The organism is Variovorax sp. M-6 (assembly GCF_052114385.1).
Taxonomy (GTDB): Bacteria; Pseudomonadota; Gammaproteobacteria; order Burkholderiales; family Burkholderiaceae_C; genus Variovorax.
Genome location: NZ_JBFREQ010000011.1, coordinates 33,528 through 51,032 on the forward strand (window position 1 = coordinate 33,528; position 17,505 = coordinate 51,032).

Below are 17,505 nucleotides of genomic sequence, written 5' to 3' on the forward strand. Positions count from 1 at the left end.
TCACTTCCAGACGGCCGGAAGCACGCTGAAGCTCCAGTAGTTCTTGTTGATGGCCTTGAAGGTGCCGTCATCGAACATCCCCCGGAGGGCCGCGTTGATCTCGTCGCGTGCCGGGTCGCCCTTGCGCAGGCCGACGGCGACACCGTCGCCGAAGTACTTGGGCATTTCGAGTTCGGGGCTCACGAACTCGTAGTTCTTGCCTTCGGGCTTGTCGAGGAAGTCCATCTGGACCTTGATCGGACTCACCAGCACCAGATCGACCCGACCGGCGACGAGGTCGAGCAGCATGTTTTCCGCCGAGTCGTAGCGGGCGATCTCGACCTCCGGAAGCTCGCCCGCGAGGAAGTTGTCGTTCGTCGTCGCGCGCTGCACCCCCACCGTCTTGCCTTTGAGCGCGGCGGGGTTCGCCTTGTTGTCCGCCGTGACGGGATGCAGGCCGGCGCCCTTTCTGCCGACGAACCTGGCGGTCGAAGCGCGGTATGGGACGGAGAAGTCGATGCTCTTCTTGCGCGCCTCGGTGATCGACAGGCTCGATGCAATGATGTCGATCTTCTTCGAAAGCAGGGCCGGAATGAGCCCGTCGAATCCCAGGCACACGAACTGCATGTCGGCTTTCATGCGCTTGCCGACTTCCCTCGCGATGTCGATCTCGAAGCCCTTGAGCGTCCCGGACGCATCGCGATAGTTGAACGGCGGGTAGGTGCATTGCACACCGACCTTGATCTCTCGTCCGGCGGCGGCCATCGAGCACAGCGCCAATACCCCGGCCAACATCCATTTCGTCATGACAACTCCAGTTTCAACTACAAGACACTCTCAATGAATTTTCGGCAGCGCTCGGTCTCCGGACTGCCGAAAAGCTTTGCCGGCGCGCCGCGTTCCTCGATCCTTCCCTTGTGAAGGAACAGGACGTCGGTCGAGACCTCTCGCGCAAACGCCATCTCGTGCGTGACCAGGACCATGGTCCTGCCCTCTTCGGCGAGCAGCCTGATGACTTTCAGCACTTCGCCCACCAGCTCGGGATCGAGCGCAGACGTCGGCTCGTCGAACAACAGCAGCTTGGGCTCCATGGCCAGTGCCCGCGCGATGGCGCACCGCTGCTGCTGGCCGCCCGAGATGTGCGCCGGATAGTGGTGCATGCGGTCGTGCAGGCCGACTTTCGCGAGCAGCGCCTGGGCTCTCTCCGTGGCCTCGCGGCGCGTCAGGCCCAGCACTTTCATCGGCGGCATGATGACGTTCTCGATCACCGTCATGTGGGTCCAGAGATTGAAGTTCTGGAACACCATGCCGATGCCCGCGCGCAGCCGGTTGACCTGCTTCGAACTGCAGGGCACCGTCTGGCCATCGCGCGTCTTCCTCAGCCCGATGCGCTCGCCATCGATGGCGATGGAACCCGCGTCCGGTACTTCGAGCAGATTGAGACAGCGCAGGAACGTGCTCTTGCCCGAACCGCTGGCACCGATGAGCGTGACCACGTCGTGCTCATGGGCGCTGAGATCGAGGCCGCGCAAGACCTCGAGCGCGCCGAAGCGTTTCTCGATGCCTCTGGCCGCCACGATCTCCCTCGGCTTGGCTCGTTCGAGTTCGCTCAATTGAGTTCTCCTTGTCGCCGCATCCGCGTCAGAACGTGCCCGGATAGGCGCCGCCGTCGAGCAGCAGGTTCTGTCCGGTGATGTAGCCGGCATGCGCGCTGCACAGGAACGCGCAGGCCCGGCCGAATTCCATCGGGTCGCCGAAACGGCCCGCGGGCGTCCGGCTCCGCCATTCGGCCTCCACGGTCTCGAAGGTCCGGCCCGACATGCTCGCCGCGGCCTGCAGGGTCGCGCTCAGGCGGTCGGTGGCGAACGAACCCGGCAACAGGTTGTTGATGGTGACGTTCCGGCCGACGGTCTTGCGCGCCAGGCCGGCGACGAACCCCGTCAAGCCGCTGCGCGCGCCATTGGAAAGGCCCAGGACGTCGATCGGCGCCTTCACGGACGAGGACGTGATGTTGACGATGCGCCCGAACTTGCGCGCCATCATCGCGTCCACGGTCGCTTTGATCATCTCGATCGGTGCGAGCATGCTGGCATCGAGCGCCGCGATCCAGTCCTCTCGCGTCCAGTCCCGGAAGTCGCCGGGCGGGGGGCCGCCCGCATTGTTGACCAGGATGTCCGGCGTGGGGCACGCTGCGAGCGCCAGCGCGCGACCTTCCGCAGTCGTGACGTCCGCCGCCACCGTCTGCACGGCGGCACCCGTCGCGGCGCGAATCTCCTCTGCCGCGGTTTCCAGCGCATCGCGTTGCCGCGCCACAATCGTCAGCGCGGCGCCGTCTTCCGCCAGCGCCAGCGCGCAGGCCCGCCCCAGCCCCTTGCTGGCCGCGCAAACCAGCGCCCGCTTCCCCTTGATGTCCAGATTCATGGTGTGCTTCGCCGCCTCAGAGAAAGCTGGCCTGGACCGAGCCGAAGCGGCCGAACGAGGCGCTCACCCGGGTTCCGATCGAGGCCGGATATTGTTTGGTGAACGAGCCCGACATGACCTGCATGCCGGCGTCCAGCGACAGGTCGAACTCGGCCAGCTTGTTGGCCAGCCAGACGATCGACAGCAGTCCGCCCCCGTCCATGACCGCGGAGCCCGGCGCACTGCCGCTCGGCGTGCCGTCGATTTCGACGGCCACGGTGGCGCGCGCCAGGTCGCGATTCTCCGCCGTGAGCGGGACCGCCGCTCCGGTGACATAGGCTTTCTGCTGGGCGTTGTCGGCCATGGCCAGAGGCAGGTTGCCGGCAAAGGGACCTCGGACCTCCACGATCTCGAGCGCCGGTGCGGCGTGAGTGACGGCATCGACCGCGTCCTCGAAGCTCACGCCCGGTCCGCGCAGGGTCTTGCCCACGGTCAGGCACAACTCGTTCTCGAAACCCGGGGCGATCAACTCGTCGAAGCGATACGCCTTGCCGCTGGCATGCCGTCCGCTTTCGAGCAGGTAGCCGAAGCAGGGCTCGTGCACCTGCTGCTGCACCCGCATCGCCTCGGAGGTCAGGCCGACCTTCCAGCCTGTCTGGCGATCGCCGCTCGCGATGTGCCGGCGCAGCAGTGCCAGTTGCACCGCATAGCCTTGCTGCATGGTGAGCCTGCCGGCCCATTCGGCCGGCATGTGACGGCCTTGCCGCATGGCATCCCAGAGTGCATCGGCAATGGTTTCAATGTCCATGGGGTCCTCGGTGATCAGGTCGGGTGTCTTCGAGATATCGCGCCAGTCGGCGCACGCCCTCGTCGAGACGCTCCGTGCTGCTGGCGTAGCACCAGCGCAGGAAGCCCTCGCCTTCGGGGCCGAACGCCATCCCGGGCGCCAGGCCCAGACCGCCTTCGGCCACCAGCCGCTTGCAGAACGCGAGGCTGTCCGATACGCCGTCGATTCGAAAGAAGGTGTACATGGCGCCGCCGGACGGCGCCGCCAGTTCGATGCCGGCGATGGCCTGGAGGCGCGCAGCCAGGTGGTCTCGACCCCGCCGCAGGCGATCGACCGTTCGCGCGATGGTACTTTCGCCCTGCTCGAGCGCGGCCAGTCCTGCCAGCTGAACGAAAGGCGGTGCGCAGGTGGTGCTGTACTCGATCAGCTTGCCGATGTCGGCAAGCAGCGCGGGCGGCACCACGATCCAGCCCAGTCGCCAGCCCGTCATCAGCCACGCCTTCGAGAACGAGTTGCAGCTGATCACCCGGTCGGTCTCGCCGGCGATGTCGAGAAACGAGGGCGCGCACGGGCCTTCGTAGCAGATGCGCTCGTAGACGTCGTCGCTCACGATCCAGATGCCGTGACGCCGGCAATGGTCGAGGATCGCCTGCTGCGTCTCGCGCGCCAGGGTCCACCCGGTCGGGTTGTTCGGCGCGTTCACCAGCAGTGCGCGGGTGCCGGGTTTCAAGGCATCGAGCAGGCATTGCAGGTCCAGCGCCCAGCCTGTGGACGCGAACGACAGCGGAACGGTCACCACCTCGGCGCCCAGAACCTTGGGCATCTCCACCAGGTTGGGCCACAGCGGCGTCACGGCGACGACGCGGTCGCCGGGGCTTACCAGGGCCTGCACGGCCAGCATCAGGGCACTGGTTCCCGAACTCGTGATGGCGATGCGGTCGGTGGCGATCGGCTGGTGCAGGCGCGACAGATAGTCGGCCACGCCAGTGCGCAGACGGGGGTGGCCCAGGGTCTGCGTGTAGAAGGTCTGGCTGGCTTCGAGCGCCGCGATGGCCGCCGCGCGCACGTAGCCCGGAGTGGCCTCGTCCGGCTCGCCGAACCAGAACGGCAGGACGTCCTCCTGACCCATCCCGGCATTGGCGACCTCGCGAATCTTGGACGAGCGAAGCGCCCGCACTGCGGCGCGCGCGTCTGTCGGAAAGCCAGGCTCGATCTGCACGGTGTCTCCATTCGGTGGCCGGTACGTCGGAATGGAGGCAGTATTGGCCTGCGGCCCTGCTGCAACAAGAACCAATATTGCGATTCGACAGGGACCAATCCGCCGAGCCGCGGCGGCCGGATCACGGGCGCGGCATCGCTGGGGCCGATCAGTCGATGCCGAGCATCTTCCTGTTGGCCGCCGTGTCGGCGCCGCCGCCGCCGGCGAAGTCATCGAAGGCGCGCTCGGCGACGCGGATGATGTGCCGGGCGATGAACTCGGCGCCCTCGCGCGCGCCGTCCTCGGGGTGCTTGAGGCAGCATTCCCATTCGAGCACCGCCCAGCCCGGAAAGTCGTAGGCCGCCATCTTCGAGAAGATGGCCCCGAAGTCGACCTGCCCGTCGCCCAGCGAGCGGAAGCGCCCGGCGCGGTTCAGCCACGACTGGAAGCCGCCGTAGACGCCCTGCTTGCCGGTCGGATTGAACTCGGCGTCCTTCACGTGGAAGATCTTGATGCGCTCGTGGTAGTGGTCGATGTAGTCCAGGTAGTTCAGCTGCTGCAGCACGAAGTGGCTCGGGTCGTACAGCAGGCAGGCGCGCGGATGGTTGCCCACGCGTTCGAGGAACATCTCGTAGGTCACGCCGTCGTGCAGGTCCTCGCCCGGATGGATCTCGTAGCAGACATCCACGCCGGCCTCGTCGAACGCGTCGAGGATCGGCCTCCAGCGCCGCGCCAGTTCGTCGAAGGCCTCTTCGATCAGCCCGGCCGGGCGCGGCGGCCATGCGTAAAGGTACGGCCAGGCCAGCGCGCCCGAAAAGGTCGCGTGCGCGGTCAATCCGAGGTGCGCCGAGGCCTGCGCCGCGTAGCGCAGCTGTTCGACCGCCCACTGCTGCCGCTTGACCGGATCGTTGCGGACTTCGGGCGCCGCGAAGCCGTCGAAGCCCGCGTCGTAGGCCGGATGCACCGCCACCAGCTGGCCCTGCAGGTGCGTCGACAGCTCGGTGATCTCGAGGCCGTGGCCGGCCAGCGTGCCCTTCACTTCGTCGCAGTAGGTCTTGCTCTGCGCGGCCTTCCGGAGATCGAAGATGCGGCTGTCCCAGCTCGGTATCTGCACCCCCTTGTAGCCGAGGCCCGAAGCCCAGCCGGCGATGGCGTCCAGCGAGTTGAAGGGGGCTTCATCGCCGGTGAACTGGGCCAGGAAGATGGCCGGGCCCTTGATGGTCTTCATGCGGGGTCTCCTGGGTCATGAGCGGATGCCGACGATGCTATCGCGGCGTGCGGTCGGACGTCGCGGCCGCTTTGCCGTCGCCATGCACGGGCCTTCGGAACGCTCCACAATGGCCGCTTCAGTTCAACCGAGGGGTGACGCGGCGTGCGCAGCCCCGAACGCGATGTCACAAACCGTTTCCGGACGACTCAAGATCGGCCTGTCGGCCTGCTTTTCCCACGCCGACCCGACGCGCTCGCTGTTCACCAACAAGACGTTGCAGTATGTCGAGCAGTCGATCGCGCACTGGCTGATGTCGGCCGGCGCGATGGTGGTCATGGTGCCCTGCCCGACCGGCGAGACCGCGCGCGGCGACACCAAGCTCTCGCACTACGCCGAATGGCTCGACGGCGTCGTGATGCACGGCGGTGCCGATGTCTGGCCCGGCAGCTACGGCGAGGTGCCGCTCAAGGACGCCTGGATCGGCGACCGGATCCGCGACCTCTACGACCTGGCGCTGGTCGAGGCCTTCGAGCAGGCCGGCAAGCCGATCTTCGGCGTCTGCCGCGGCCTGCAGCTGATCAACGTGGCCTTCGGCGGCACGCTCTACCAGGACATCGAGGCCCAGCATCCCGACGGCCTGCAGCACCGCGACGCCGTGGCCTACGACCGGAACTACCACGAGATCAGCATCACGCCCGGCTCCAGGCTGTCGAAGCTCTATCCGGACATGGAGCGCGCGCGCGTCAACAGCATCCATCACCAGGGCGTGAAGGATCTCGCGCCCGGCTTCGAGGTCGACGCCTGGAGCATCCCCGACCGCATCCCCGAAGCCATCCGGCGCAAGGCCGACCGCGGCCGCAGCTACATCGCCGCCACCCAGTGGCACCCGGAGTTCCACACCTACGGCGCCACCGACACGGTGGACGACACCGCCATCCTGCAGGACTTCCTGTGGGCCTGCGCCACCGCCAAGGTCAGCCCGAAGGGGCCGCTGCGCAGTGCGCCAGGGCGCATCCGCAACCGGGCGGCGCGGCTGCTGCGGCAGGCGCTGCTGATGCGCTGAGCGGCTGCCCGCTTCCGCCTCAGCGGCTCTGGTTCTTGTAGTTGCTGACGCCGGCGTCGATCGTGCCGAACACGGTGATGCCGCTGCCGCCGGTATTGGCCGTGCCGGCGCTGCCGTCCGTGCCGCGCGAGGCGCAGCCTGCCAGCAGGCACACGCTGGCTGCGAACAGGATGGCGATGGTCTTCTTCATGCGAATCTCCTTCATGCGCTCAGGTGCTTGCCGACGATGCCGGCCAGCTCGAACATCGTGACCTGGTCCTTGCCGAACACCGGCTTGAGCTTGGCGTCGGCATTGATGGCGCGCTTGTTGGCCGCGTCCTGCAGGCCGTTGGCCTTGATGTAGTCCCACAGCTTCTTGATGACCTCGGTGCGCGCCACCGGTTCGGCGCCGATCACCGCGGCCAGCGCGTCGCTGGGCTTGAGGCCGGCACCGGGCTTGCGCGGCGCCTTCGGTGCCGCGGCTTTCTTGGCCGCCACCTTCTTCGCCGCCGGGGCCTTCGCGGCCGCCTTCTTCGCCGCGGCTGGCGCCGCCTTGGCGAAGGTCTTGCGCGGCGGGAACTTGCTGGTGCGCGGCTCGAACTCGAACGCCACCTTGCCCTCGTCCTTGTTCCAGGCCAGGAAGGCCTTGAAGGGGCGGCGCGTGCGCATCGAGACGAACTTGTCGAGCAGGTCGGTCTTGCCGGTGGCCAGCAGCTTCTCGACCTGGGCCCGCTCGATCGGCTGCTGCAGGATGATCTTGCCGGTCTTGAAGGTGCAGCTCGGCGTCGGCTGCGCGTTGGTCGGCACCGACTTCTCGCAGACGTAGTTGCTGCCGTGCTCGAACACCGGGGCGCCGCAGACCGGGCACGGGCCCACGGTGTCCTGCTGGCCGAAGTCGACGATCTCGCCGCTCTCGGCGTTCTTGTCGTCGCCGAAGTCGAACTCCAGCTTCCAGTTCTTCGCTTCCTCGTCGAACTTGAGCACGATCTCGGAGGTGAACGGCCAGCCGGCCTTCGAGCGGAAACCTTCCAGCGGTCCGATCTGCTTGTCGCGCAGCAGCGCCTCGGCCTCGGCCACTTCGAAGGTGCGGCCGGCCGGCGACTTGCCGAACGAAAACCCGCAAGGCTCCTGGCCCGGCTTGCCGGTGCAGGTGTAGCGGCGGTAGTTCTCCTTCACCACGCCGCCGCAGTTCGGGCAGGGAGTCGCCAGCGTGGCGTAGTCGCCGGGCACGGTGTCGCGGTCGTATTCCTTGGCCTTCTTGACGATGTGCTCCGTCATCTCGGCGATCTCGCGCATGAAGGCTTCGCGGCTCAGCTTGCCGTGCTCCATCTGAGCGAGCTTGTACTCCCACTCGCCGGTCAGTTCGGCCTTGGAGAGTTCCTCCACGCCGAGCCCGCGCAAGAGCGTCATGAGCTGGAAGGCCTTGGCGGTCGGGATCAGCTCGCGGCCTTCGCGGATCATGTACTTCTCGGCCAGCAGGCCTTCGATCGTGGCCGCCCGCGTGGCCGGCGTGCCGAGACCCTTTTCCTGCATCGCCTCGCGCAGCTCGTCGTCGTCGATGGTCTTGCCCGCGCCTTCCATCGCGCCGAGCAGTGTGGCTTCGGAATAGCGCGCCGGCGGCCGGGTCTTCAGGCCCTTGGGATCGGCCGATTCGACCTTGACCATCTCGCCGGGCTTGACCGGCACCAGGCGCTTGCCGTCCTTGTCGTCTTCCTTCTCGTCGTCCTCGGCTTCCTTGCCCCAGATCGCGAGCCAGCCGGCCTTCACGAGGACCTTGCCGTCGGTGCGGAACGGGTACTTCTTGCCGCCCTGCTCCACCGTGCTGATGCGTGTCGTGACCTGGTATTCGGCGCTCGGGAAGAACACCGACAGGAAGCGCCGCACCACGAAGTCGTAGAGCTTCTGCTCGGCGTCGGACAGGCCGCTCGGGGCTTGCAGGGTCGGGATGATCGCGAAGTGATCGCTGACCTTGGCGTTGTCGAAGATGCGCTTCGACGGCTTCACGTAGTTGTTGTCGATCGCCTGCCGGGCGAAGGGCGCCAGGTGCTTCATGCCGCTGTTGGCCAGCATGCCCATGGTGTCCTTGACCACCGGCAGGTAGTCCTCGGGCAGCGCGCGCGAATCGGTCCGCGGGTAGGTCAGCGCCTTGTGGCGTTCGTACAGGCTCTGCGCCAGCGCCAGCGTGGTCTTGGCGCTGAAGCCGAAGCGGCCATTGGCCTCGCGCTGCAGCGAGGTCAGGTCGAACAGCAGCGGCGAGGCGCTGGTGGTGGGCTTGCTTTCCTCGGTGACGCTGGCCGGCTTGCCACGCGCGGCGTCGGCGATCTCGCGCGCCTCGCGCTCGTTCCAGACCCGGTCGGCGCGCTGCTCGGGGTCGGGCACGCCGTCGGGGCCGGGCGGGGGCTTCTTCCAGTTCGGGTCGAACCATTTGCCCGGGTAGGCACCGGCCTCGGCCAGGAAGCTGCCGTGCACCTCCCAGTAGTCGCGGCTTACGAACTTGCGGATCTTCTCCTCGCGCTCGACCACCACGGACAGCGTCGGCGTCTGCACCCGGCCGACGGTGGTCAGGAAGAAGCCGCCGTCGCGCGAGTTGAAGGCGGTCATGGCGCGCGTGCCGTTGATGCCGACCAGCCAGTCGGCCTCGGAGCGCGAGCGCGCCGCATCGGCCAGGCCCTGCATCTGTTGTTCAGTGCGCAGCTGGTCGAAGCCGTCGCGGATCGCCTGCGGCGTCATCGACTGCAGCCAGAGCCGCTTGACCGGCTTGCCCAGCGGCGCCTTGCCGCCGGCGTACTGCTCGATCAGGCGGAAGATCAGCTCGCCCTCGCGGCCCGCGTCGCAGGCGTTGACGAGCTGGGTCACGTCCTTGCGCTTGGCCTGCTTCACGACCGCGTTGAGCCGGGTCTTGGTCTTGTCGACCGGCTTCAGGTCGAAGCGCGGGGGGATCACCGGCAGGTTCGCGAAGCTCCACTTGCCGCGCTTGACGTCGAACTCCTCGGGCGCCTGGATCTCCACCAAGTGGCCGACGGCGCTCGTGACGACGTATTTTTCGTTCTCGAAGTGCTCGTCGTGCTTGTCGAACTTGCCGGCCACCGGCGTGAGCGCGCGCACGATGTCCTGGGCCACCGAAGGTTTTTCTGCAATCACCAAAGTTTTCATCTGCGAATCCTATTCATTCTTTTCACCCGCCCGCGCCAGACCCTGGCCACCCCGCTCCCCTTGCCGTATGGCAAGGCGGGCACGGGGGGCCAGGCCGCCGCCGGGCCGCCAGCGCGGCGAAGTCCGCGCTTCGCACGTTCGGGCGGCCTGCCGTTCCCCCTCGGGGGGCAGCGAACCACACGAAGTGGGGAGCGTGGGGGCCATCTCTTTACAATCTGGCGCTTCTCGCGTGCGTACGCGCACGCGCATGCGTACATATTCAAACTAACAGACTTCGGCGATGCCATCCAAATCCCCCACTTCCGGCGGCCGCCGAATCCAGACCCGGCGTTCCAGCGTCCATGGCAACGGCGTCTTTGCCGTGCAGGATATTGCGGAAGGCGAAACGCTCATCGAATACAAGGGCGAGGTCATCTCCTGGGAGGAAGCGCTGCGCCGCCACCCGCACGACCCCGCCCAGCCCCACCACACCTTCTACTTCCACATCGATGACGACCGCGTGATCGACGGCAACGTCGACGGCAACGCCTCGCGCTGGATCAATCATTCGTGCGATCCGAGCTGCGAGGCCGACGAGCAGGACGGCCGCGTCTTCATCAAGGCGCTGCGCAACATCGCCGCCGGCGAAGAGCTCAGCTACGACTACGGCCTGGTCATCGACGAGCCCTACACGAAGAAGCTGAAGGCCGATTTCCCGTGCTGGTGCGGCTCGGAGGATTGCCGCGGGACCCTGCTGGCGCCCAAGGACGACGACGAGGGCAAGAAGGGCAAGAAGAAGAAAAGCAAGAAGAAGGACAAGAAGGGCGGGAAGAAGTCCGTGAAGAAGTCCGAAAAGAAGGCCGGAAAGAAAAAGGCCGAAACCGACAAGCACTGAACATGGCCGCACCCTGGTTCGAGGACGAGATCGCGCAGAGCCTGGCACCGTTGCTGCCCGGCCTCCGCGTCGAGGTGGTGGCCGAAATCGACTCGACGAACAGTGAGCTGATGCGCCGTTCGCGCGATGGCGAGACCGCTCCGGTGCTGCTCGTGGCCGAGCGCCAGACCGCCGGGCGCGGCCGGCTCGGCCGGCCCTGGCAGAGCGCGCAGGACGCCGGGGAACCCCCTTCGCTGACCTTCTCGCTCGGCCTGTCGCTGGCGCCGCGGGACTGGTCGGGCCTTTCGCTCGCGGTCGGTGCCAGCGTCGCCCAGAGCCTGGACCCGTCGCGCAGCGCCGGCGTTGCGCTCAAGTGGCCCAACGACCTGTGGGTGCAGGAGCGCAAGCTCGGCGGCATCCTGATCGAGACCGCCCTGCTCCAGCCGGATGCGCTCGAGCGCTACCTGGTGATCGGCATCGGCATCAACATCGGCCCGCGCGAAGCCGCGGGCATGAGCACGCCGCCGGCCTGGCTGAAGGAATGGCGCCCGGCCGCGACGCCCGGCGAGGTGCTGCGCGAGATCGTCGGGCCGCTGGTGCACGACGTGCAGCTCTTCAACGAACGCGGATTCGTGCCCTTCGCGGCCCGTTTCGCCGAGCGCGACCTCCTGCGCGGCCGCGACGTGCGGCTCAGCGACGGCACCGAGGGCCACTGCGAAGGCGTCGGCTGGGGCGGCGAGCTGCTGGTGCGCACCGCCACCGGCGTGAAGACCATCAGCAGCGCCGAGGTCAGCGTCCGCCCGGTGCGCATGCCGCCATGATCCTGCGGCTGGTCGTCGTCGCCCTGCTGGTCGCCAACCTGGGCTATTTCGCCTGGACTCGCGGCGCGCTCGCCCTGTTCGGCGCCGAGCCCGCGCGCTTCAGCGAGACCGAGCCGCAGCGCCTCCAGCAGCAGGTCCGGCCGCAGATGCTGCAGATCCGCAAGACGCCCCCTGCCAAACCCTAGCCGGACCCTACGCGGTCCCGGGCGTGCGGATTGGCATCGATGCGCAGGCTCACCAGGGTCCCCGGCGGCTGCTGGCCCGGGTGCGCGTCTTCCAGCCGCACGACCGCGAAGTGCTGGCGCGCGATCTCGCGCACGATCGGCAGCCCCAGGCCGGAGCCGTCGGCCTCGTTGCCGAGCACCCGGTAGAAGGGCTCGAACACCAGCTCGCGCTCGTGCTCCGCGATGCCGGGGCCGTTGTCCTCGACCTGCAGCACGAGGATGTGGCCGAAGGGGTCGGCCAGCACCCGCGCGGTGATCACGCCGGGCCGCTCGGGCACCGATGGCGTGTAGTTGATCGCGTTGTCGACCAGGTTGCGCACCAGTTCCTTCAGCAGCGTCGGGTTGCCTTCGAACACCACGCCGGGCGAGCCCGCCTCCGCGCCCTCGTAGCCCAGGTCGATGCGCTTGTCGATGGCTCGCGGCACGGCCTCGCGCACCACCTCGATCGTGAGGCGGGCCAGGTCGCAGGGCTGGCGCCCGATGTTGGCGCCGCTGCCCTCCGCGCGGGCCAGCGAGAGCAGCTGGTTGACCGTGTGCGTGGCGCGCACGCTGGCGCGGCCGATCTGCTTGAGTGACTGCTTGAGTTCGTCGGCATTGGCGCCCTCGCGCTGCGCCAGGTCGGCCTGCATGCGCAGGCCCGCCAGCGGCGTCTTGAGCTGGTGCGCGGCATCGGCCAGGAAGCGTTTCTGGGTGCCGATCGAGTCGTTGAGCTTGCTCAGCAGGTCATTGACCGACAGCACCAGCGGCACCACCTCGAGCGGCACCGAGGATTCGTCGAGCGGGCTCAGGTCGCCGGGCTTGCGCTCGCGGATGCGCGCCTCCACCACCGACAGCGGCTTGATGCCGCGCACCAGCGCCAGCCAGATCAGCAGCACCGCCAACGGCAGGATCGCGAATTGCGGCAGCAGCACGCCCTTGATGATCTCGGTGGCCAGCACCGACTGCTTCTCGCGCGTCTCGGCCACCTGCAGCAGCGCGAACGGCGCATCGGGCGTGCTGCCGGCGACCCAGAGCGACGCGATCCGCACCTTGCGGCCGTGCATCTGGCCGTCGCGCAGGTAGACCACGCCCGGTACAGGCGGGTCGTCCGAGCCCGGGAACGGCACATCGCGCTCGCCGCTCAGCAGCGTGCCGTGGCCGTCGAGCAGCTGGTAGTAGACCTGGTCGATATCGTCGCTGCCGAGGATCTCGCGCGCCGGTTGCGGCAGCACGAACTTGATCTGGCCGTTGTCCGCGTCGACCAGCCGGGCCAGGGTCTGGATGTTGGACTCCAGTGCGCGGTCGAAAGGCGCGTTGGCGATGCCCTGCGCCACCAGCCAGGTGACGCCGATGCTGACCGGCACCAGCAGCAGCAGCGGCGTGAGCATCCAATCGAGGATCTCGCCGAAGAGAGAGCGCTGCGCGCGCTGAAAGAGTTTTACCAAGCGTCTGGCCGGACGAAGCGGGACCGGCTACGAGGGAATCTTCTCGAGGCAATAGCCGAGCCCGCGCACCGTGGCGATGCGCACCGGCCCCTTCTCGATCTTCTTGCGCAGGCGGTGGATGTAGACCTCGATCGCGTTGAGGCTCACCTCCTCGCCCCATTCGCACAGGCGCTCGACCAGCTGGTCCTTGCTCACCAGCCGTCCGGCGCGCTGCAGCAGCACCTCGAGCAGGCCGAGCTCGCGCGCCGACAGTTCGAGCATCTTGCCGTCGAAGGTCGCGACCCGCCCGGCCTGGTCGTAGACCAGCGGGCCGTGCTTGATCGCGTTGCTGGTGCCGCCCATGCCGCGCCGCGTGAGGGCGCGCACCCGCGCCTCGAGTTCCTGCAGCGAGAAGGGCTTGGCCATGTAGTCGTCGGCACCGTAGTCCAGACCCTTGACCCGTTCCTCGACGCTGTCGGCCGCGGTCAGCACCAGCACCGGCAGTTGCGAGCCGCGGGCGCGTAGCCGCTTGAGGATCTCGAGGCCGTGCATGTTGGGCAGGCCGAGGTCGAGGATCAGCAGGTCGAACTCCCTGTTGGTCATCAGCGCGGCATCGGCCTGCGAGCCGGTCGCCACGTGGTCGACCGCCGAACCCGAGGTGCGCAGGCTGCGCAGCAGGGCATCGGCCAGAACCTGGTCATCTTCCGCAATCAGAATTCGCATACTAGGCTCACCCCCAGCCTCGCCCACTTCGTGTGGCTCTGCACCCCCTCTCCGGGGGCAACCCCAGCGGCCCGGCGGAGCCGGTTCCGCGGGGTTCCTGGACTTGGTCGCGCCAAGCCCCTTCAGATTCTAGGCCGCCGTGTACGCCTCGAGTCCAATGGTTACCACGGTGGCGATCTCGCTGCCGACGCTGGCGCGGAACTCATCCTCGGCCTGCGCGACGGCATTGCGGAAGGCCTCGAGCCAAGCCAGGCCGTCGGTGGTGAATAGCACCTGCCGCGCCCTCGCATCGAGCGGATCGGGCCCGCGCTGCACCAGTCCCCAGGCCTCGCATTGGTCGACCAGTGCGCCCATCGCCTGCTTGGTCATGCCGGCCCGCTCGGCCAGTTCGGTCAGCCGCGAGCCGTCGCGGGCCAGATGGCGCGTGATGTGGATGTGGGCGGCGCTCACCTGCGCGCGCGCCGCGAGGTTCGACAGCGCCAGCGGCACCTCGGCGTCGTGCGCCATCAACGCCAGCACCCGCTCGTCGAAGCGCCGCATCGCGTGGCCCAGCAGGCGGCCCAGGTGGGTCTGGCGCCAGGCGTCGTGGTCGATCGGAAATTGCGTGCCGGTCATGGGGGTCGATAGTAAAGCAAACTGACTAAAAATGAGGTTTGCCTGGGCCAATACGCCTCTACACTACTGTTCAAGCATCCAGCCTGTAATTAAAAGCAGCGGGATGAATTTCCCGCAACCCGTTGATATTCAAGGAGTTCTCACATGGACGCACTCGTCAAAGGCACCAGCATCTCGGTCCCCAACAGCGAAAAGGCCAAGGCCTTGCAGGCCGCGCTGGCCCAGATCGAAAAGCAGTTCGGCAAGGGCACGATCATGCGACTGGGCGAGGGCGAGGCGCTCGAAGACATCCAGGTGGTCTCCACCGGCTCGCTGGGCCTGGACATCGCGCTCGGCGTCGGCGGCCTGCCGCGCGGCCGCGTGATCGAAATCTACGGCCCGGAATCCTCGGGCAAGACCACGCTCACCTTGCAGGTCATCGCCGAGATGCAGCGCCAGGCCGGCACCTGCGCCTTCGTCGATGCCGAGCACGCGCTCGACGTGCAATACGCCCAGAAGCTCGGCGTCAACCTCTCCGACCTGCTGATCAGCCAGCCCGACACCGGTGAGCAGGCCCTCGAAATCGTCGATTCGCTGGTGCGTTCCGGTGCGGTCGACCTGATCGTCGTCGACTCGGTCGCCGCGCTCACCCCCAAGGCCGAAATCGAAGGCGAGATGGGCGACTCGCTGCCCGGCCTGCAGGCCCGCCTGATGAGCCAGGCGCTGCGCAAGCTCACCGCCACCATCAAGAAGACCAACTGCATGGTCATCTTCATCAACCAGATCCGCATGAAGATCGGCGTGATGTTCGGCTCGCCCGAAACCACCACCGGCGGCAACGCGCTGAAGTTCTACGCCTCGGTGCGGCTGGACATCCGCCGCATCGGCACCATCAAGAAGGGCGACGAGGCGATCGGCAACGAGACCAAGGTCAAGGTGGTCAAGAACAAGGTCAGCCCGCCCTTCAAGACGGCCGAGTTCGACATCCTGTTCGGCGAGGGCATCAGCCGCGAGGGCGAGATCATCGACATGGGCGTCAATGCCAAGATCGTCGACAAGTCCGGCGCCTGGTACGCCTACAACGGCGAGAAGATCGGCCAGGGCCGCGACAACGCGCGCGAATTCCTGCGCGAGAACCCCGGGCTGTCGCGCGAAATCGAGAACAAGGTGCGCGAATCGCTGGGCATTCCGCTGCTGGCCGAGGCGATCGAAAACGCCAACGCACCGGTCGAGAAGGCCGACAAGCCGGAGAAGGCCGACAAGGCCGACAAGAAGTAAACCGGGTGCCATGGCCTTCAGTGCCCCGTCCCTCAAAGGCCGTGCCCTTCGTCTCCTGAGCCAGCGCGAGCACTCGCGCGCCGAACTCGAGCGCAAGCTCAAGAAATACGAGGAAGAGCCCGGCACCCTGGCCCACGCCCTCGACGAACTCGCCGCCAAGGATTTCATCAGCGAGGCGAGGGTGGTGCAGTCAGTGCTGCACCAGCGCGCGGCCCGCATGGGCGCCGCCCGGGTCCGCCAGGAACTGCTGCACAAGGGCATCGCGCCCGAGGCGGTGGCCGAGGCGGTGGCGGGGCTGCAGGAGAGCGAATCGGCGCGCGCCCTCGAGGTGTGGCGCCGTCGTTTCACGGCATCGCCCGCGGATGCGAAGGAATGGGCCCGCCAGTCGCGCTTTCTGCTGTCGCGCGGTTTCTCCAGCGCGATCGTCGCGAAGATCCTGCGCGGAGCCGTCGATGCCGGCAACGAGGCCGACTGAGCCCCCCACGCCTGGCTTCAGACGGGCACTTCGGTGCGGCCCTTCTCGCGCGAGATGAACACCAGCACCAGGATCGTGGCCAGGGACTGCACCACCGCGATCATCGTGAGGCCCTGCGCATACTGTCCGGTGGCGGTCTTCAGGGCGCCCAGCAACTGGGGCGCGAAGTACCCGGCCAGGTTGGCGATCGAGTTGATCACCGCCACGCCCACCACCAGCGCGGTTGCGGAAAGATAGCGACTGGGAATCTGCCAGTAGATCGGGATGGAGCCCATGGTGCCGGCGGCGGACAAGGCCAGCGACAGGATCACGCCCATCGGGCTTTTCTGTCCCAGGAAGTAGGCCGTGAGCAGCAGGCCCAGCGCGCCGATGCCGGCGGCCACGGCCGTGTGCCAGCGCACCTCCTTGGCACGGTCGGAGAGCCAGCCGTTGCCGATCATGCCCAGCCAGCCGCAGGCATAGATGCCGGCCATCACCCAGCCCAGCGTCTTGATGTCCGTGATGCCCACTTCGCGCACGATGCTGGGGCCGTAATAGACCAGGGTGGCATTGCCAGCCACGATGCAGAAGAAGATCAGGATCAGCACCCAGATGCGCGGGTCGCGCAGCGAAGCCATGAAACTGTGTTCGCGCGGGCCGAGCGTCGCCGCCTCGGCCGACAGCTCGTATTGGACGTGCGTCTTCTGCTGTGCGCTCAGCCACTTGGCCTTGGCGGGCGAATCGCTCAGCACGAACCAGGCGGCCAGGCCCGCGAGCACCGACGGGATCCCCTCGACGATGAACAGCCATTGCCAACCCTGGTAGCCGCCGACGCCCTGGAGCGCCGCCATCAGGTAAGCGGCGATCGGGCTGCCCAGCATGAGCGACAGGGCCGACGCGGAGACGAAGAAGGCCAGGGCCTTGCCCCGGCGATGCGCGGGCAGCCAGTACGTCAGATAGAGAATCACGCCGGGCTGCAGGCCGGCCTCGAACGCGCCCATCAGAAAGCGCAGGATGTAGAACTGCGTCGGCGTCTTCACCCAGGCCATGAGCACGCACATCAGGCCCCAGCCGATCGCGATCCGCATGATCGTCTTCCTGGCGCCGATCTTCTGCAGCAGCAGGTTGCTGGGCACCTCGAAGAAGAAGTAGCCGAAGAAGAAGATGCCGGCGCCGGCGCCATACACGGCATCGGACCAGGCCAGGTCGCTCATCATCGTCAGCTTGGCGAAGCCCACGTTCACCCGGTCGGTCCAGGCCAGGAACCAGACCAGCGTGAGAAACGGGATCAGCCGCCAGACAATGCGCCTGAACGTGACGTCGCGCTCCTGCACTGCTTCGATGGACGTCTGCGGGCTCAGCGGAAAGGCATTCGCACTCATGTAT

Annotated in this window: 18 protein-coding genes; 6 read left to right on the top strand and 12 right to left on the bottom strand. The window is 67.3% G+C overall.

The genetic code is table 11. The features are described 5' to 3' along the window. The 6 genes from AB4Z46_RS14635 to AB4Z46_RS14660 form a co-directional block, all read right to left on the bottom strand. Nucleotides 1-786, bottom strand: a complete 786-nt coding sequence (locus AB4Z46_RS14635; protein ID WP_442284228.1) for a transporter substrate-binding domain-containing protein — start codon at nucleotides 784-786, stop codon at nucleotides 1-3. A gap of 17 nt (nucleotides 787-803) precedes the next feature. Next, nucleotides 804-1,592 carry an ABC transporter ATP-binding protein gene (locus AB4Z46_RS14640; RefSeq protein ID WP_442284229.1) on the bottom strand — a complete coding sequence of 263 codons (789 nt, stop codon included), beginning with the start codon at nucleotides 1,590-1,592 and terminating at the stop codon, nucleotides 804-806. A gap of 28 nt (nucleotides 1,593-1,620) precedes the next feature. Next, nucleotides 1,621-2,400: an SDR family oxidoreductase gene (locus tag AB4Z46_RS14645; protein ID WP_442284230.1), complete on the bottom strand. Its 780-nt coding sequence runs from the start codon at nucleotides 2,398-2,400 to the stop codon at nucleotides 1,621-1,623. Nucleotides 2,401-2,416: 16 nt separating this feature from the next. Next, on the bottom strand, nucleotides 2,417-3,187 hold the full coding sequence (locus tag AB4Z46_RS14650) for a 2-keto-4-pentenoate hydratase (protein ID WP_442284231.1): 771 nt from the start codon (nucleotides 3,185-3,187) through the stop codon (nucleotides 2,417-2,419). Further along, nucleotides 3,177-4,385 carry a pyridoxal phosphate-dependent aminotransferase gene (locus AB4Z46_RS14655; RefSeq protein WP_442284232.1) on the bottom strand — a complete coding sequence of 403 codons (1,209 nt, stop codon included), beginning with the start codon at nucleotides 4,383-4,385 and terminating at the stop codon, nucleotides 3,177-3,179. Before AB4Z46_RS14655 ends, AB4Z46_RS14650 begins: the two co-directional genes overlap by 11 nt. 148 nt (nucleotides 4,386-4,533) lie before the next feature. Next, nucleotides 4,534-5,592, bottom strand: coding sequence for a sugar phosphate isomerase/epimerase family protein (locus AB4Z46_RS14660; RefSeq protein ID WP_442284233.1), 1,059 nt, complete (start codon nucleotides 5,590-5,592; stop codon nucleotides 4,534-4,536). A 163-nt stretch (nucleotides 5,593-5,755) separates the two neighbouring features. Here AB4Z46_RS14660 and AB4Z46_RS14665 point away from each other — a divergent pair, with 163 nt between their 5' ends. Further along, nucleotides 5,756-6,637: a gamma-glutamyl-gamma-aminobutyrate hydrolase family protein gene (locus AB4Z46_RS14665; protein WP_442284234.1), complete on the top strand. Its 882-nt coding sequence runs from the start codon at nucleotides 5,756-5,758 to the stop codon at nucleotides 6,635-6,637. A 19-nt stretch (nucleotides 6,638-6,656) separates the two neighbouring features. Here AB4Z46_RS14665 and AB4Z46_RS14670 read toward each other — a convergent pair whose 3' ends face one another. Together AB4Z46_RS14670 and AB4Z46_RS14675 are read right to left on the bottom strand one after the other, a co-directional pair. Continuing rightward, nucleotides 6,657-6,827, bottom strand: coding sequence for a hypothetical protein (locus AB4Z46_RS14670; RefSeq protein ID WP_442284235.1), 171 nt, complete (start codon nucleotides 6,825-6,827; stop codon nucleotides 6,657-6,659). An 11-nt stretch (nucleotides 6,828-6,838) separates the two neighbouring features. Then, entirely contained in the window at nucleotides 6,839-9,769 is a 2,931-nt protein-coding gene (locus AB4Z46_RS14675) for a DNA topoisomerase III (RefSeq protein WP_442284236.1), read from the bottom strand. Between the two features lie 280 nt (nucleotides 9,770-10,049). On the opposite strand from AB4Z46_RS14675, the gene AB4Z46_RS14680 reads away from it, so the two are divergent. Genes AB4Z46_RS14680 through AB4Z46_RS14690 form a run of 3 tightly spaced genes read left to right on the top strand, consistent with a single transcriptional unit; the run spans nucleotide 10,050 to nucleotide 11,628 of the window. Next, nucleotides 10,050-10,643 (top strand): SET domain-containing protein, encoded by a 594-nt coding sequence (locus tag AB4Z46_RS14680; RefSeq protein ID WP_442284237.1) that lies wholly within the window; start codon nucleotides 10,050-10,052, stop codon nucleotides 10,641-10,643. 2 nt (nucleotides 10,644-10,645) lie between these two features. Then, nucleotides 10,646-11,443 (top strand): biotin--[acetyl-CoA-carboxylase] ligase, encoded by a 798-nt coding sequence (locus tag AB4Z46_RS14685; RefSeq protein WP_442284238.1) that lies wholly within the window; start codon nucleotides 10,646-10,648, stop codon nucleotides 11,441-11,443. Beyond that, nucleotides 11,440-11,628 carry a sporulation protein gene (locus tag AB4Z46_RS14690; protein ID WP_442284239.1) on the top strand — a complete coding sequence of 63 codons (189 nt, stop codon included), beginning with the start codon at nucleotides 11,440-11,442 and terminating at the stop codon, nucleotides 11,626-11,628. The genes AB4Z46_RS14685 and AB4Z46_RS14690 overlap by 4 nt, the downstream gene beginning before the upstream one ends. Here the strand turns inward: AB4Z46_RS14690 and AB4Z46_RS14695 are convergent. From AB4Z46_RS14695 to AB4Z46_RS14705, 3 genes are all read right to left on the bottom strand, one after another. Beyond that, entirely contained in the window at nucleotides 11,625-13,034 is a 1,410-nt protein-coding gene (locus AB4Z46_RS14695; RefSeq protein ID WP_442284372.1) for a sensor histidine kinase N-terminal domain-containing protein, read from the bottom strand. The genes AB4Z46_RS14690 and AB4Z46_RS14695 overlap by 4 nt on opposite strands. 84 nt (nucleotides 13,035-13,118) lie before the next feature. After that, a complete protein-coding gene (locus tag AB4Z46_RS14700) occupies nucleotides 13,119-13,793 on the bottom strand; it encodes a response regulator (RefSeq protein ID WP_442284240.1) in 675 nt (224 codons plus the stop codon). A 129-nt stretch (nucleotides 13,794-13,922) separates the two neighbouring features. Continuing rightward, a complete protein-coding gene (locus AB4Z46_RS14705) occupies nucleotides 13,923-14,408 on the bottom strand; it encodes a MarR family winged helix-turn-helix transcriptional regulator (RefSeq protein WP_442284241.1) in 486 nt (161 codons plus the stop codon). A gap of 144 nt (nucleotides 14,409-14,552) precedes the next feature. Here AB4Z46_RS14705 and recA point away from each other — a divergent pair, with 144 nt between their 5' ends. Together recA and recX are read left to right on the top strand one after the other, a co-directional pair. Further along, entirely contained in the window at nucleotides 14,553-15,665 is a 1,113-nt protein-coding gene (recA, locus tag AB4Z46_RS14710; RefSeq protein WP_442284242.1) for a recombinase RecA, read from the top strand. A 10-nt stretch (nucleotides 15,666-15,675) separates the two neighbouring features. Next, a complete protein-coding gene (recX, locus tag AB4Z46_RS14715; protein ID WP_442284243.1) occupies nucleotides 15,676-16,140 on the top strand; it encodes a recombination regulator RecX in 465 nt (154 codons plus the stop codon). A gap of 17 nt (nucleotides 16,141-16,157) precedes the next feature. Here recX and AB4Z46_RS14720 read toward each other — a convergent pair whose 3' ends face one another. Continuing rightward, nucleotides 16,158-17,501, bottom strand: coding sequence for an MFS transporter (locus tag AB4Z46_RS14720; RefSeq protein ID WP_442284244.1), 1,344 nt, complete (start codon nucleotides 17,499-17,501; stop codon nucleotides 16,158-16,160). Nucleotides 17,502-17,505 lie beyond the last annotated feature (4 nt).

Coding starts and splice junctions, on each gene's coding strand:
- AB4Z46_RS14645 (WP_442284230.1), bottom strand. CDS start 2,400: ATGAATCTGGACATCAAGGGGAAGCGGGCGCTGGTTTGCGCGGCCAGC.
- AB4Z46_RS14670 (WP_442284235.1), bottom strand. CDS start 6,827: ATGAAGAAGACCATCGCCATCCTGTTCGCAGCCAGCGTGTGCCTGCTG.
- recA (WP_442284242.1), top strand. CDS start 14,553: ATGGACGCACTCGTCAAAGGCACCAGCATCTCGGTCCCCAACAGCGAA.
- AB4Z46_RS14665 (WP_442284234.1), top strand. CDS start 5,756: ATGTCACAAACCGTTTCCGGACGACTCAAGATCGGCCTGTCGGCCTGC.
- AB4Z46_RS14690 (WP_442284239.1), top strand. CDS start 11,440: ATGATCCTGCGGCTGGTCGTCGTCGCCCTGCTGGTCGCCAACCTGGGC.
- AB4Z46_RS14650 (WP_442284231.1), bottom strand. CDS start 3,187: ATGGACATTGAAACCATTGCCGATGCACTCTGGGATGCCATGCGGCAA.
- recX (WP_442284243.1), top strand. CDS start 15,676: ATGGCCTTCAGTGCCCCGTCCCTCAAAGGCCGTGCCCTTCGTCTCCTG.
- AB4Z46_RS14675 (WP_442284236.1), bottom strand. CDS start 9,769: ATGAAAACTTTGGTGATTGCAGAAAAACCTTCGGTGGCCCAGGACATC.
- AB4Z46_RS14660 (WP_442284233.1), bottom strand. CDS start 5,592: ATGAAGACCATCAAGGGCCCGGCCATCTTCCTGGCCCAGTTCACCGGC.
- AB4Z46_RS14700 (WP_442284240.1), bottom strand. CDS start 13,793: ATGCGAATTCTGATTGCGGAAGATGACCAGGTTCTGGCCGATGCCCTG.
- AB4Z46_RS14705 (WP_442284241.1), bottom strand. CDS start 14,408: ATGACCGGCACGCAATTTCCGATCGACCACGACGCCTGGCGCCAGACC.
- AB4Z46_RS14680 (WP_442284237.1), top strand. CDS start 10,050: ATGCCATCCAAATCCCCCACTTCCGGCGGCCGCCGAATCCAGACCCGG.
- AB4Z46_RS14635 (WP_442284228.1), bottom strand. CDS start 786: ATGACGAAATGGATGTTGGCCGGGGTATTGGCGCTGTGCTCGATGGCC.
- AB4Z46_RS14685 (WP_442284238.1), top strand. CDS start 10,646: ATGGCCGCACCCTGGTTCGAGGACGAGATCGCGCAGAGCCTGGCACCG.
- AB4Z46_RS14695 (WP_442284372.1), bottom strand. CDS start 13,034: ATGCTCACGCCGCTGCTGCTGCTGGTGCCGGTCAGCATCGGCGTCACC.
- AB4Z46_RS14720 (WP_442284244.1), bottom strand. CDS start 17,501: ATGAGTGCGAATGCCTTTCCGCTGAGCCCGCAGACGTCCATCGAAGCA.